The 14857-nt window shown below is 72.5% G+C and carries 12 protein-coding genes; 5 read left to right on the top strand and 7 right to left on the bottom strand.

Annotation, left to right across the window (positions count from 1 at the left end):
- Nucleotides 1–40 precede the first annotated feature (40 nt).
- From hflX to miaB, 6 genes are all read right to left on the bottom strand, one after another.
- Nucleotides 41–1543, bottom strand: coding sequence for a GTPase HflX (gene hflX, locus BBK14_RS10255; protein ID WP_071061348.1), 1503 nt, complete (start codon nucleotides 1541–1543; stop codon nucleotides 41–43).
- A 285-nt stretch (nucleotides 1544–1828) separates the two neighbouring features.
- Nucleotides 1829–2725, bottom strand: a complete 897-nt coding sequence (dapF, locus tag BBK14_RS10260; RefSeq protein ID WP_071061351.1) for a diaminopimelate epimerase — start codon at nucleotides 2723–2725, stop codon at nucleotides 1829–1831.
- 26 nt (nucleotides 2726–2751) lie between these two features.
- Nucleotides 2752–3807 (bottom strand): EAL domain-containing protein, encoded by a 1056-nt coding sequence (locus BBK14_RS10265; protein ID WP_071061354.1) that lies wholly within the window; start codon nucleotides 3805–3807, stop codon nucleotides 2752–2754.
- A gap of 101 nt (nucleotides 3808–3908) precedes the next feature.
- Entirely contained in the window at nucleotides 3909–4865 is a 957-nt protein-coding gene (gene miaA / locus BBK14_RS10270; RefSeq protein WP_083390842.1) for a tRNA (adenosine(37)-N6)-dimethylallyltransferase MiaA, read from the bottom strand.
- Nucleotides 4862–5647 carry a class III extradiol ring-cleavage dioxygenase family protein gene (locus BBK14_RS10275; protein WP_071061356.1) on the bottom strand — a complete coding sequence of 262 codons (786 nt, stop codon included), beginning with the start codon at nucleotides 5645–5647 and terminating at the stop codon, nucleotides 4862–4864. Before BBK14_RS10275 ends, miaA begins: the two co-directional genes overlap by 4 nt.
- Nucleotides 5644–7131, bottom strand: a complete 1488-nt coding sequence (gene miaB, locus BBK14_RS10280; protein WP_083390843.1) for a tRNA (N6-isopentenyl adenosine(37)-C2)-methylthiotransferase MiaB — start codon at nucleotides 7129–7131, stop codon at nucleotides 5644–5646. The genes BBK14_RS10275 and miaB overlap by 4 nt, the downstream gene beginning before the upstream one ends.
- Nucleotides 7132–7662: 531 nt before the next feature.
- Between miaB and BBK14_RS10285 the strand changes: the two genes are divergently transcribed.
- The 4 genes from BBK14_RS10285 to BBK14_RS10305 all read left to right on the top strand — a co-directional run bounded on the left by BBK14_RS10285 (nucleotide 7663) and on the right by BBK14_RS10305 (nucleotide 11363).
- Nucleotides 7663–8397, top strand: coding sequence for an amino acid ABC transporter ATP-binding protein (locus BBK14_RS10285; protein WP_071061385.1), 735 nt, complete (start codon nucleotides 7663–7665; stop codon nucleotides 8395–8397).
- Nucleotides 8398–8660: 263 nt separating this feature from the next.
- Nucleotides 8661–9641: a glutamate ABC transporter substrate-binding protein gene (locus BBK14_RS10295; protein ID WP_071061360.1), complete on the top strand. Its 981-nt coding sequence runs from the start codon at nucleotides 8661–8663 to the stop codon at nucleotides 9639–9641.
- A 145-nt stretch (nucleotides 9642–9786) separates the two neighbouring features.
- Nucleotides 9787–10494: an amino acid ABC transporter permease gene (locus BBK14_RS10300; protein ID WP_071061387.1), complete on the top strand. Its 708-nt coding sequence runs from the start codon at nucleotides 9787–9789 to the stop codon at nucleotides 10492–10494.
- Nucleotides 10491–11363, top strand: coding sequence for an amino acid ABC transporter permease (locus tag BBK14_RS10305; RefSeq protein ID WP_071061363.1), 873 nt, complete (start codon nucleotides 10491–10493; stop codon nucleotides 11361–11363). Before BBK14_RS10300 ends, BBK14_RS10305 begins: the two co-directional genes overlap by 4 nt.
- Before the next feature lie 53 nt (nucleotides 11364–11416).
- Here BBK14_RS10305 and rny read toward each other — a convergent pair whose 3' ends face one another.
- Nucleotides 11417–13189, bottom strand: a complete 1773-nt coding sequence (gene rny / locus BBK14_RS10310) for a ribonuclease Y (RefSeq protein WP_420849143.1) — start codon at nucleotides 13187–13189, stop codon at nucleotides 11417–11419.
- A gap of 1246 nt (nucleotides 13190–14435) precedes the next feature.
- On the opposite strand from rny, the gene BBK14_RS10315 reads away from it, so the two are divergent.
- A partial coding sequence (locus BBK14_RS10315; protein WP_157904235.1) for a helix-turn-helix domain-containing protein occupies nucleotides 14436–14857 on the top strand: 422 nt, incomplete at its 3' end.

Here is a 14857-nt window from a genome sequence, read left to right on the forward strand (position 1 = left end):
CTCGCGGTGTTCCGTCGGGGCTGGTGTTCAGGCAGGGCCGTCAGGCGCGGAACGGCTCCAGCTCGGCGGCCAGGCCCACGGGCACGCGCGCGGCGACCTCGGTGCCCTTGCCGGTGTGCTCAACTCGAAGCACCTCGCCGATCTGGTGGATGCGGGAGACGAGATCGCCCCGGGTGTAGGGCACCAGCAGGGACATCTCGACCTCCGGGTGCGGTATCCGCGCCGAGAGCGCCTCCACCAGCTCCTGCAGCCCCGCCCCGGACCGCGCCGAGACGAAGATGGCGTCCGGCACCGCCTGACGCAGGACGGCGAGCGTGGTCGGGTCGACCGCGTCCACCTTGTTGACCACGATGAGCTCGGGCACCCCGGCCGCGTCGATCTCGGCGAGCACCTCGCGCACGGCCGAGATCTGCCCCATCGGGTCCGGGGCCGAACCGTCGACGACGTGCAGGACGAGGTCGGCGTCCACCACCTCCTCGAGCGTCGAGCGGAACGCCTCGACGATCTGGTGCGGCAGGTGGCGCACGAAGCCGACCGTGTCGGCCAGGGTGAAGATCCGGCCGTCGGGCAGCGTGGCCCGGCGCACCGTCGGGTCGAGGGTCGCGAACAGCGCGTCCTCGACCAGTACGCCCGCCCCGGTCAGTCGGTTGAGCAGCGAGGACTTGCCGGCGTTGGTGTAGCCGGCGATCGCGACGGCGGGAACGGCACCGCGGCGGCGTGACGACCTCTTGGTCGCCCGGACGGTGGCCATCCCGGTGAGCTCTCGGCGCAGCTTGGTGATGCGCGCGCGCAGCCGGCGACGGTCCGTCTCGATCTTCGTCTCACCGGGGCCACGGGTACCGATCGGCGCCYGGCCGCCGCTGGCGGCCTGCCGGGACATCGACTCACCCCAGCCGCGCAGCCTCGGCAGCATGTACTGCAGCTGGGCGAGCTCGACCTGCGCCTTGCCCTCGCGCGACGTCGCGTGCTGGGCGAAGATGTCGAGGATCAGCGCCGTCCGGTCGATCACCTTGACCTTGACGACCTCCTCGAGCTGGCGCAGCTGGCCGGGGGTCAGCTCGCCGTCGCAGATCACCGTGTCCGCGCCGGTCGCCAGTACGATCTCGGCGAGCTCCTTGGCCTTGCCGGAGCCCACGAAGGTCGCTGCGTCGGGCCTGTCCCGGCGCTGCACGAGCGCGTCGAGCACGACCGAGCCGGCGGTGGTGGCGAGCGCGGCCAGCTCCGCCATGGACGCCTCGGCCTCGACCTGCGAGCCCGACGTCCACACCCCGATCAGAACGACCTGTTCCAGCCGGAGCTGGCGGTACTCGACCTCGGTGACGTCCTCGAGCTCGGTGGTGAGGCCCGGGACACGGCGCAGCGCGCCACGGTCCTCCAGGTCGAGCCCGTCGCCCTCCTCGTCGAAGAACGAGAACCCGTCGGCCTCGGCCAGGGCGAGCGCGGTGCCGGCGCGACCGTCACGACCCTCGTGGCCGTCGTTTTCGCCCGAGTGCAGTTTCAGATACCGGGTGGACGCCACAGCGGCGTCAGCGCGAAGACTCATACCATCCGTTCTCAACGCGGCACGGTGACCGCGTCATTCCAGTCCGCCCCGGCCGGGACGGCACTCTTTCGCCCCATCAGCCGGGTTCGCCCGGCCGATGAAACACCGTCATCCTCAGGGTGACACGGCGTACCCGCGATCGCGAACCCTTTACCGGACGGCGCCCGCCACCGGACGACATCGGCGGACCTGAGGCGGGCACCCGGCCCGACGCCCGGGCGCACCCACGCGCTACGGGTCCCCGAGGGAGATCGAGGGACTTCGCCCTGCCTGCCCCGGCCGCGCTCAGCCGGCCCCGACAACGCTCGGACGCCGCTCGCCCGCGGGAGCCGCCGGGCCGAAGCCACCCGCCGCGCGCAGCCAGTCGGGACGAAGGACACCGTCCGACACCAGCACGGCCGGGCCACTGAGCAGGACGGTCGACTCCCGCCAGCCGACGGTCAGCCGCCCGCCGGGGAGGTCGACCTCGACCTCTGCGGGCGGCCCATCGCCATTGCGGGCCGCCCAGGCCACAGCGACGGCACACGCGCCGGTGCCGCAGGACGCGGTCTCACCGACGCCCCGCTCGAAGACCCGCATGGCGACCCCGTCCGGAGCCGGGACGACGACCTCGACATTCACGCCCTCGGGGAAGGCGGCGGCCGGGTAGGCCGGCGCGCGCAGATCCAGGCGCGCCAGGCCGGCCGGGTCGAGGTCGTCGGCGAAGCAGACCGCGTGCGGGTTCCCCATCGAGACCGGCACGGCGGCGAACTCCCGCCCGGCGACCGTGACCGGCACCGGGCCGGCGGCCAGCTCGGGCGGTCCCATCTCGACGGTGACGTCGCCGCCCGCCGGCACCTCGACCGCCCGCAGGCCGGCCCGGGTGGCGATGACGAGACGGCCGGGCGCGGCGTAACCCGCGTCGACGAGATAGCGGGCGAACACCCGGATCCCGTTGCCGCACATCTCGGCGATCGACCCGTCGGCGTTGCGATAGTCCATGAACCAGCGGGCGGCCGCGCTGTCGCCGGCGGCGGCGGGCTCGGCCGCGGTCAACACGACCCGCAGCACCCCGTCGGCGCCGATGCCGGTGCCCCGGTGGCACAGCGCCCGCACCAGCTCGGGACTGAGATCGAGCTCGCCGTCGGCATCCGGCAGGATGACGAAGTCGTTACCCGTTCCGTGTCCCTTGACGAAGCGCACGCCGCGATCGTACGGCCGCGGCGGGCTCACCCCGCGGCAGCCGCCCGCGAACGGTCCCCTCGCCCCGAACCACCCGGATACGCGGTACCTCCTGACTGCGCGGTACCTCCCGAACGCGTCGGCTGGGCGGGACGTCCCTGCGGGTCGCCAGGACGCCCGTACTGGTCGCCGGGACGTCCAGGCCGAGGGCCAGGGCGGCCGGGTGTGGCGCCGGACCACCCGGGCTGGCTCGCCGGCCGGAAGCCGGGCTCGGCCCGGGTCTCAGCGGACGGCTTGTACCACCTGTCCGGCCGGCCGCGGCCGAGCGCGATCATGCGGGCGTCCTCCACCGGTACCGGCGGGCAGAAGAGCGGCCCGGACACCCGGTCGCAGTCCAGCCTGCCGACCCGGTCCGCCAGCACCGCGGTGTCGACGTCCTCGGCGACGACGACCATGCGCCGCCGATGCGCCACGCCCACCAGGGAGGCGAAGGCCGCCTCGCCCTCCATGTCGCGGATCGTCGCCCGCAGGAACTGCCCGTCGATCCGCACCAGGTCCAGCGGGAGCACGTCGAGGGTGGACAACGAGCCGTACCACGTGCCGAACGCGTCGACGCCCACCGCGACGCCGAGGTCCCGCAGCCGCGCCAGCAGGCGGGGCAGCGCGGGAGGCGCGAACGCCAGCGTGTCCTCGGTGAACTGCAGGCCGACGGCGCCCGCCGGCAGCGACCGCCCCAGCACCAGCCGCTCCACCTCGGCGAGGAACTCCGGGCGGGCGAGATGACGGCCGTCGATGCGCACCCACAGCCGCGGCGGGCGGACGGAGGTCCCCGCGGCCATCCGGTGCCAGGTCCGCGCCTCCGTGACCGCCATCCGCAGCACCCACTGGTGTACCTGGCCGACCAGTCCGGCGGCCTCGGCGACGCGCATGAAGGCCGCCGGGCCGAGCAGCCCGAACTCGGCGTGCGCCCAGCGGGGCCGCGCCTGCATCCCCGGGACGGAGCCGTTACGAAGGTCGACGTCCGGCTGGTAGTGCAGGCGTAGCGAACCGTCGTCGAACGAGGCGTACAGCGCGGGAACCAGGGCAAGGTCGAGCGCGGTCACGTCGAACTCTCCAGACGCCGGGATGGGCCGGGACCCGGGCCGACGGGTCAGGCGAAGGTCCCGCGGCGCTGGGCCGGCCACACGTCAGAGCGAACCCGATATCAGAGCGAACCCACCAGACGTCGTACCTCGGCGAGCGCCGCGGCGACATCCGGAAATTCCAGCCAGGATATCCGCGGATCACGCCGGAACCAGGATCTTTGCCGACGAGCGAAGCGCCTGGTGGCCGTTGTTGTGGCCTGTTTGGCCGCGTCCATGGAGTCCATTGCTCCGTCGAGGACGGCCAGGACCTGGGCGTATCCGAGGGCACGCGAGGCGGTCCGCCCGTCGCGCAGCCCCGCCTCCGCGAGCGCCGCGACCTCGTCGACGAAGCCCGCGCGCCACATCAGCTCCACCCGGTCGGCGATCCGCGTGTCCAGGTCCGGGCGGTCCACGCCGACCTGAACGACGTCATAAATCGATCGATATCCGGGCAAAGTTGCCTCGAATGTGCCGGTGAGCTCGACGACCTCGAGCGCCCGCACGATCCGCCGCCCGTTGCCGGGCAGGATCGCCGCGGCGGCGGTCGGCGCCAGCCCCGTCAGCCGCTCGTGCAGCGGCCCCGGCCCGACCTCGGCGAGCTCGCGCTCGAGCCGGGCGCGGACGGCCGGGTCGGTGCCGGGAAATGACAAATCGTCCAGAACCGCCCGCACGTACAGGCCAGATCCGCCGACCAGGATCGGCACCCGGCCGGCGGCGAGCAGGCCGTTGACGACCCGCCGGGCGTCGGCCTGGTAGCTGGCGACGTCCGCGGCGCGGGTGATCTCCCAGACGTCCAGCAGATGGTGGGGCACGCCGCGGCGCTCGACCATCGGGATCTTCGCCGTGCCGATGTCCATGCCCCGGTAGAGCTGCATCGAGTCGGCGTTGACGATCTCCCCACCGAGCTCGAGGGCGATCTCGACCGCCAGGTCGCTCTTACCGGCGCCGGTCGGGCCGACGACCGCGATGACCGGCCCGGCCTGATCGGCTCGGGTGGCACCGTTGGTCAGGCCGGCGCCGTCACGGGACGCGGTCACCGGCCGCTCTGCGCGGTGGCCCGCTTCTCCTGCCGGTCGCCCCGGGTGCCGTCCGCGCGCTCCCATCCGACGACCAGGTAGCCGACCCCGAACGGGGCGTCGTCGTAGCGGACCAGGCTCGTCCAGGAGCGGGCCGGGTCGCCCGGCGTCGCGCGGCGCAGCGCGCCGGCGAGGACCTGCCAGGACGCCCGGCCCGGCGCGAGCAGGTCGGCCGCGAGCGCGGGATCGAGGGCGAGCAGCGCCGTGACGTCCAGCGTGGCGAGCGCGGCGGAGACCGAGGCGTCGTGCGCGGCGGCCCGCGGGTCCAGGCTGCCGGGGGCCTTCACCGTCCGCCGGGCACTCCCGTCGCCCATGATCAGCAAGGCGAGCCGGGACCCGTCCGCCTCCGCGGTGGCCACGAGGTCGGCGCCGATCGCGGCGGCCGCCGCCGGCCCGGTCGCCGCCGGCACCCCGCGGGCCGAGCACCGCCCGGCCCAGCCCGCCTCACGCAGCAGCCAGGCTCCGATGGTGAGCGACAGCGGGAGCACGGCCGGACCCGTGCCCGACGCGCCGAGCGAGAAGCTCAGGTCGACCCCGAACCCGGCCAGCGAGCCGACGGCCGACCCGGCGTAGTGGGCGTCCGCGGCATCGTCGCCGACGACCACGATGTGGTCCGGGGCGAGGGCACACAGCCGGGCGACGGCCGCGCTGGCATGGTCGCGGACCTCGACCGGGTCCACCCCGGCGACCTGCGGGACCAACAGCGGCGGATGCGGGCAGACAGCCGCGGCGACCAGGGTCACCGCGCGGCGGGGGCGCTCGGGCGCAGCTGCGGCATCCCCAGAGAGACCGCGGGGCGGTCCTCCGGGCTCGGGGTGTCGCCGGCGATGGCGCGGCCGGCGGCCCAGGCATCACCGGCGCGGGTCCGGCGGTGGGTGAGCAGCGGGCCGTCCGCCGTCAGGTGGTGCGGCGCGCCCCTGGTCACCACGGTCTCCACGACGTCGCCCGGCCGGACGAGCCCCTCCTGCGCATGCGGCCCGGTCACCAGCAGGTGGACGAGGCGGCCGTCGCGGGCGCGTCCGGAGAGGCGGCCGGTGGCGGAGTCCTTGCGCCCCTCCCCCTCTGCCACGACGATCTCGACCCGGCGCCCGACCTGCGCCCGGTTCTCCGCCCACGACATCTCGTCCTGCAGGCTCGCGAGCCGCCCGTAGCGCTCGGAGACCACCGCGGGATCGACCGCGCCGTCCATCTCGGCCGCGGGCGTGCCGGGACGCGGGGAGTACTTGAAGGTGAACGCCCCGGCGAAACGCGCGGTACGGACGACGTCCAGGGTGTCGGCGAAGTCGGCCTCGGTCTCACCCGGGAATCCGACGATGATGTCGGTGGTGATCGCGGCGTCCGGCATGGCCGCGCGGACCCGCTCGACGATGCCGAGGAAACGCTCCCGGCGGTAGCTGCGCCGCATCCGGCGCAGCACCACGTCCGACCCCGACTGCAGCGGCATGTGCAGCTGTGGGCACACGTTCGGCGTCTGCGCCATCGCCTCGATGACGTCGTCGGTGAAATCGCGCGGATGCGGTGAGGTGAAACGGACCCGCTCCAGCCCCTCGACCCGGCCGCACGCGCGCAGCAGCTTCGCGAACGCGCCCGGGTCGCCCAGTGAGCGCCCGTAGGAGTTCACGTTCTGGCCGAGCAGCGTTATCTCCAGCGCGCCCTCGGCGACCAGCGCCTCCACCTCGGCGAGCACGTCGCCGGGACGCCGGTCGCGCTCACCGCCGCGCAGGCTCGGCACGATGCAGAAGGTGCAGGTGTTGTCGCAGCCCACACTGATGCTGACCCACGCCGAGTGATGGCTGGCCCGGCGGGCCGGCAGGCTGCTCGGGAAGACCTCGAGCGCCTCGGCGATCTCCACCTGGGCGGCGGAGTTGTGCCGGGCCCGCTCGAGCAGCACCGRCAGCCGATGGATGTTGTGGGTGCCGAACACGACGTCGACCCAGGGCGCGCGATCCAGGATCACCGACCGGTCCTTCTGCGCGAGGCAGCCACCCACCGCGATCTGCATCGCCGGGTTGCTCTTCTTCGCCGGGTACAGATGACCGAGGTTTCCGTACAACCGGTTGTCGGCGTTCTCACGGACAGCGCAGGTGTTGAACACGACGACGTCGGCGTCGGACCCCTCCGGGGCCGGAACGTAGCCGGCGGACTCGAGAAGGCCGGCGAGCCGTTCGGAGTCGTGCACGTTCATCTGACAGCCGAACGTCCGGACCTGGTAGCTACGGCCRCTCACCCACCCAGCCTACGGCCCGCACCCGGACACCGTTCGACACGCCGGGATCGACTCCTTCGAACCTCGTCCTTCGCGTCAAGCGCAGGCACCGGCGCGGCACGTGCGCTCGCGGCAGGCTCGGCAGGCAGGGCCCGGGGGCACGAGTCGAGCCGGCGGGCCGACCAGGCCAGGCGGGCCGCGACCAGGCCAGGCGGGCCGACCGGGCCGACGCACGGCTGGACCGATGAGGCCGACCAGCACCTGCCGCGCCCACACACGCCCGTGTGCTTCACCCCGGAACGTGCCGGACGTGTCGGGACCGCCACCGGGTGCGCCGCGTCCGTGGTACATCCTGTTCCTGACAGGTAAAACCACCGAGCGGACACCGCCATTGCGGATGATCGGGGCGTAGCATTCGAAAATGTTCACGACCATGATGCGATGGCCGGAACCCGTTCAGGCCCGTCCGTCCCGCAGTTCCGGTCGATCGCGTGTCTCCGTTGGCGCCGCGCCCATCCGCCTCCCGTCGACCACAAGAGCCGGGAGGGCGACATGCCGCTGGTGACCTTGGAAGGCGTCAGCAAGTCCTTCGGGAAGAACCGTGTCCTGAACGACATCAACCTGACGGTCGAGGCCGGCGAGGTCGTGTGCGTCATCGGCCCCTCCGGTTCGGGAAAGTCGACGCTGTGCCGGTGCGTCAACCGCCTGGAGACCATCGACGAGGGCCGCATCACCTTCGACGGCCGGCCGCTGCCCGCCGAGGGCCGGGAGCTGGCCCGCATGCGCGCCCAGGTCGGCATGGTGTTCCAGTCGTTCAACCTGTTCGCGCACCGCACGATCCTGGACAACATCACGCTCGGCCCGCGCAGGGTGAACGGCGTCAGGCGCGCCGAGGCCGAGGAGAAAGCCCGGGCGCTGCTGGAACGTGTCGGCATCGCGGACAAGGCCGACCGGCTCCCGCGCCAGCTCTCCGGCGGCCAGCAGCAGCGGGCGGCCATCGCCCGGGCGCTGGCGATGGAGCCGAAGCTGATGCTCTTCGACGAGCCGACGTCGGCGCTCGACCCGGAGATGATCCAGGAGGTCCTGGACGTCATGCGGTCGCTGGCCGCGTCCGGCATGACGATGATCGTAGTGACGCACGAGATGGGCTTCGCCCGCTCGGCGGCCGACCGCGTGGTGTTCATGGCCGACGGCCGGCTGCTCGAGGTGGCCCCGCCGAAGAACTTTTTCGCCGCCCCGGCAAGTGAACGCGCCGCCGACTTCCTGGCGAAGGTCCTCACTCATTGATCCAGCGGAAACGAGCCCGCCGCCGAGACCTGTCGTGCCCCGGAGCCGACCCAGCTGGTTCGCGATCGGATTACGCCGGGCCGACCAGCTGCACCGGGCGCCGACCGGCTACACCGGGATGATCGGTGGCCCTGTCGCGGAGCCGACCCTCATCGACCGCATCCACTGGAATTGTGGGACCGAACACCCCTACGGCGGTGCGGTCAGCAGCCGCAGAAAGCGCTATCTGAATCCCGACGTCGAACTTCTGGAAAGGATCGCCCATGCGCATGTCGCTCACCCGTAGCAAACGGCGAACGGCCCCCACGGACGCCATCGACGCAACCGACTCCACCACCCGCGCGGCCTCGGGCTCCCGCCCGCGGCGGCCGCTGCGCGGCGCGGCCCTGCTGCTCGCCGCGGCACTGGCCGGCTCGCTCGCGCTGTCCGCCTGCGGCGACGACGACAGCTCCGACGAGCCGGCCGCCGCCACCGCCACCACGTTCCCGGCGGGGAGCACGATGGCCAAGCTCCAGTCGGCGAGCACGATCACCGTCGGCACGAAGTTCGACCAGCCGCTGTTCGGCCTGAAGAACCTGCGCGGCGAGCCCGAGGGCTTCGACGTCGAGATCGCCAGGATCATCACCGACGCGCTGGGGATCCCCGCGGACAAGGTCAAGTTCGTCGAGACGGTCTCGGCCAACCGTGAGCCGTTCATCGAGCAGCACCGCGTGGACCTGGTGGTGGCCACCTACACCATCAACGACAAGCGCAAGCAGGTCGTCGACTTCGCCGGCCCGTACTACGTGGCCGGTCAGACGCTGATGGTGCGGGCCGGCGAGACCGCCATCACCGGGAAGGACACGCTCGCGGGCAAGAAGGTCTGCTCGGTGAGCGGCTCCACCCCGGCCGAGCGCATCCGCACACAGGCACCGGACGCCGAGCTGACCCTGTTCGACGTCTACAGCAAGTGCGCCGAGGCGCTCAAGGCCGGCCAGGTGGACGCGGTCACGACCGACAACGCGATTCTGCTCGGCCTGATGGACTCCGACCCGGGCGCCTTCAAGCTGGTCGGCGAGCCGTTCAGCACGGAGCCCTACGGCATCGGCATCGCCAAGGGCGATGACGAGTTCCGCACGTTCATCAACGACACGCTGGAAGCGGCCTACACCGACGGTCGGTACGAGACGGCCTACAAGGACACGATCGGCAAGGTCGAGCCGGACATGCCCACGCCTCCCGCGGTGGACCGCTACACCTCCTGATCCTCCGCACCTCCCGCACCTCCGTACTTCCTGACCCTCCGTACTTCCTGACTCTCGGCGCCCGGCGTGCCCGGGGCCCGCACCGGGCCCCGGGCACGCCGGGCGCTGACGCCGGGTGTCCCGGCCGTCCACCGCGACCGCACGGATGGCCGGGCGCCCGGAGCAACGTTCCGAACACCGAGCTGACTACGGGTGGTCTCACATCGACGCCGTCCTCGACAACCTCGACATCTTCCGCGAGGGATTCGTCCAGACGCTTCGGCTGAGCCTGTTCGCGGCCGTGTCCGCGCTGATCCTCGGCACCGGCCTCGCGGCCATGCGGGTCAGCCCGGTTCCGCCGCTGCGCTGGGCGGGGACGGCCTACGTGGAAACCGTTCGTAACACGCCGCTGACTATCGTGTTCTTCTTCGTGGTCTTCGTACTCCCGCAGGTCGACATCGTCTTCAGCTACTTCACGTTCGCCGTCATGGCGTTGACGATCTACCACACCGCGCTCGTCTGCGAGGCCGTGCGATCCGGGGTGAACGGCGTCGACGCGGGCCAGGCGGAGGCCGCGCGGGCGCTGGGCCTGACCTTCTCGCAGACGCTGCGGCTCGTCGTGTTGCCGCAGGCGTTCCGCAACGTGGTCCAGCCGCTGGGCAGCGTCGGCAGCGCGCTGATCCGCAACACCTCCATCGCCGCCGCGTTCGGCGTCCAGGAGCTGACCGGGATCAGTCAGCGGCTGACCACCGCGAACCCCGGCGACGTCGTCGCCGTCCTGCTCGCCGGCATCGTCTGCTACCTGGTGCTGACGCTGTCCCTGGCCTGGGCGGTCGGCCTCACCGAACGACGGCTGACGAGGACCCCGCGATGAGCATCGTGCTGTCGGATCCCCCCGGCCCGCGTGGCCGGCGTCGCATCCTGATCGCGAGCGTGGTCGCGGTGGCCGCGCTGGCGGCGCTCGTCGTCCTCGCCGTGCTGCGCCTGTCGGACAAGGGCCAGCTCGACGGCGAGGTGTGGAGCGTCTTCTTCGACGAACCCGACCTGCGGACGCTGCTGTGGGAGGGCCTGCTCGACACGCTGCGCGCCGCCGCGACCGGCATGGTGCTCGCCGTCGCCGTCGGAACGGCGCTCGCGTTCGCGCGCCAGTCGAACCGCAGGCTGGTCAGCATCCCGGCCACGGCGGTCGTGGAGATGCTGCGCGGCCTGCCGCTGCTGATGCTGATCTTCTTCGCCTACCTTGGCCTGCCGCAGCTCGGCATCAACCTCTCGGCGTTCTGGGCGCTCGTGATCGGCCTGACCGCCTACAACGGGGCGGTGCTCAGCGAGATCTTCCGCGCGGGCATCCAGTCCATCGACAAGRGCCAGACGGAGGCCGCGGCGGCGCTCGGGCTGCGCGGCACCCAGATCTTCACTCTGATCCAGTTCCCGCAGGCCGTGCGCCGGATGAGCCCGACACTGGTCAGCCAGCTCGTCACGCTGCTGAAGGACACCTCGCTGGGCTTCGTCATCGGGTACACCGAGCTGCTGCGGCAGGGCCGGTCGGCAGTCGAGTTCCTGGGCGGCCGCTACGCCCTGCCCGTGTACACCGTGCTGGCCGTCATGTACATCATCGTGAACCTCTCGCTGTCGCTGACCGCGCGTTGGCTCGAGCGGCGCCAGGCCCACCGCCTCGGCACCTCCGCGCCCATCCTGCTGGACGCCGCCGACACCGCCGGCCCCGTCGCGGCCGGCAGAAGCTGACTGACCCGGGACGGCCGTCCGTCAGCCGGGGCTGGCTGCCTGGCTGATGGCGGCTAGCGGGCCATGCCGACGGCGCGGGTCTCGCGGACCACGGTGACCCGGATCTGGCCCGGGTAGGTGAGCTCGTCCTCGATCTGCTTGGCGACGTCCCGGGCGAGCAGGTGAGCGGCCACGTCGTCGACCAGCTCGGGCACGACCATCACCCGCACTTCGCGGCCGGCCTGCATGGCGAAGACCTTCTCGACCCCGGGGCGCTCGGCGGCGATCTGCTCGATGCGCTCGAGGCGCTTGACGTAGGACTCGAGGCTGTCCCGGCGCGCCCCGGGGCGCCCGCCGGAGATCTGGTCCGCGGCCTGGGTCAGCACGGCCCCGATGGAGCGCGGCTCGACCTCGTYGTGATGCGCCTCGATGGCGTGGACGACGTCCTCGTGCTCGCCGTAGCGGCGGGCGATCTCCGCACCCACGATCGCGTGGGAGCCCTCCACCTCGTGCGTCAACGCCTTGCCGAGGTCGTGCAGGAGCGTGCCGCGCTTCGCGATCGCCGGGGGCAGCCGCAGCTCGGCCGCCATGATCCCGRCCAGGTGGGCGCTCTCGACGAGGTGCGCGAGCACGTTCTGCCCGTAGCTGGTGYGGTAGCGCAGCCGACCCAGCAGGTTGATCAGCTCGGGATGCATCTCGGCGATGCCGACGTCGATCAGGGCGTCCTCACCCGCGCGGACGCACTTCGCCGCGACCTCGCGTTCGGCTCGGGCGTACTCCTCCTCGATCCGGTGCGGGTGGATGCGGCCGTCGGACACCAGCGCCGCCAACGTGATCCGCCCCATCTCCCGGCGCACGGGATCGAAGCAGCTCAGCAGCACCGCCTCCGGAGTGTCATCGATGAGCACGTTGACCCCGGTCACGGACTCGAACGCGCGGATGTTGCGACCCTCGCGCCCGATGATGCGGCCCTTCATCTCGTCACTGGGCAGGTGCAGCACCGACACCACGGACTCGGCGGTCTGGTCCGAGGCGACCCGCTGGATGGCCAGGGTGACGATCCGGCGCGCCCGGTCCTCGGCCTCTTCCTCGGCTCGGGCCTCGATGTCCCGCACCCGGACGGCGGCGTCCAGCCTGGCCTGGTCCTCGACCACCTTGACCAGCTCGGTGCGGGCCTCCGCGGACGTCAGGCCCGCCACCCGCTCCAGCTCCCGCCGCCGGGCCTCCTCCAGCTCGCCGAGATCGGACTCACGGCTGTCCAGCCCGGCCTCGCGGACGGCCAGCTCGGCCTCGCGGGTCTCCAGCCGGCGCAGCCGCTCCTCCACGCTGGCAGCCTGGTCTGTGACCCGCTGCTCGCGCTGGGTGAGCCGGCTGTCCCAGCCGCGCAGCTCGGTCCGCTGGGTGCGCAGATCCTCGTCGAGCTCGGCGCGGATCTGCTCGCGCTCCGCGTGGATCGCGTCGCGGGCGGCCGCCTCCGCCCTCGACGCCCGCAGCTCCGCGTCCGCGACCGCCCGTTCCCGGATCGCCTCGGCGGCCTCCTCGGCGTGCCGGCGGATCTGCTCGGCCTCCCGCCGTACCCGCTCCGTCTGCTCCGCGGCGTCCTGCTCGGCCCGGCGCCGGATCCGCTCGGCCTCCTCCTCAACATCACGCGCCTCCCGGCGAAGGTCCGCGACCATGGACGAGATCTGCGCGAGCTCGACCCTGGCGGCCCCGACCGCGGCGGCGCCGACCGACCCGGGATCAGCACCGGCGCTCGCAGGCTCCCGCCTCGCGCCGTCGCCCCCGGCACCCACAGACCCGGCTCCGCCGATCCCGGCAGCGGAAGCGCTTGTCTCGGGCTCGGGCATGTCGGCCGCAGTGGCCGCGTGGCCGTCGGTGCCCGAGGCCGTGCCCTCCGGAGCCGGCGAGGCCGAGCCCAGATCAGCGGATCGGCCGGACGCCGTCGGCGCGGACGGCAGGGTCGGTACCTTCGGCGCGGTCGCGGTGCTGGCCGGCGTTGGGTCCGCACCGGCCTGTTCGCCGGACCCGGCCTGGCCCGAACCCGCGGATGCGACCTTCCCCGACTCGGGAGTTCCGGGACCGCCGTGCTCAGCGCCAGTCTGTTCGGAACTGGCCTGTTTCGAACCGAGCTGTGCTGAGCCGGGCCGCTCCGGGCCGCCCTGCTCTGGACCAGCCGGTTCGGAACTGGTCGCCTCGGACTCGGCTCCTCTGGCGCCAGCCAGCCCAGCTCCACCCGAACCGGAACCGGCCGGCTCAGAACCGCCCAGCTCGGGACCGGTCACGGTGGAGTTCTCCGGCCCGGGCACGCCCGGCCCGGCCGTGCCCGAGGCCGGGCTGATCGATCCGGGACCCACGGAACCCGTCGTGGCCGGAGCCTCGACGGCCGGATCCGGAACGCCCTCCGACGCGGGCACGGCGGTATCCGTGTCTCTGCGCGAGACCGGGGAATCCGGCGGGCTCGGCGAGGCCGGCCTCGTGTCTCCCCCGGGGTGGCCGACCGGCGACGAGTCGCCGTCATGGGGAGACCGAACCTCGGTGACGGTGTCGGCACGCGCTCTCACGCCCAGCCCACCGGCCCGTACCAGGCGCAGCAGAACCAGTGTCAGCCCGATGACAGCGAGGAGAAGCAGCACAAGAAGCGTGATGAGGGCGGCACCCACGGTTGCTCCTCCCGCCTCCGTCTGCACCTGTCAGGACAGGCGTGAGCGGCGCGGGACCGGACCAGGCACTGGACGAGCACATGCATCGACGGATCCCTGAAAAACAGGCCGCGAGCAGCACGCACGGGCAGAAAGCCGTGGCAGTGGTGGCACGCGACGCCCGAGTTCCGCAGGAACGCTCGCCCTGATGTGAAGTTGTGCCAGCTATCTGGACCGCATACGCGCGGTAGTCCTCGCACCTTTGTGAAAGGGTAGATCTGCCGCTTTCATGCGGTCAAGGAAAACATCGGCGAGCCCCGGGCCCCGAGCCCCGCCGACCAGAGCCGCTGCCCTTTCGGCGGCGTCCCTGCCCTGGCCCGGATCCGGCGCGTCTGGTGCTAGTGTCCCGGTCCGGAGATCTGCGATCTCATGGGACCTGCGGTGTCATGGAGGTATGGCAGGTAAGCCGAGTCTGCCGCTCGTGCTCACCGGGGCCGAGCGGCGGACCCTTCAGGGGTGGGCCAGCCGGCGCAGGACTGCGCAGGGCCTGGCCCAGCGGGCGCGCATCGTGTTGATGTGCGCGGATGACAGGACCAACAAGTCCGTGGCCGCCGAACTGGGAATCAGCCGGGACACGGTGGGCAGGTGGCGGAACCGGTTCGTCCGGCACCGGTGCGCCGGGCTCAGCGACGAGCCGAGGCYGGGCGCGCCGCGCACGATCAGCGATGCCCAGGTCGAGGAGGTCGTGGTCCGCACTCTGGAAGAGGTGCCCGAAGGGGCCACCCACTGGTCCAAGCGCGAGCTCGCGAAGCGGGTGGGGATCTCTCCGACCAGCGTGCACCGCGTCTGGCGGGCCTTTGGCCTCAAGCCCTGGCT

The sequence above is a fragment of the Parafrankia soli genome (assembly GCF_001854695.1).
GTDB lineage: Bacteria > Actinomycetota > Actinomycetes > Frankiales > Frankiaceae > Parafrankia > Parafrankia soli.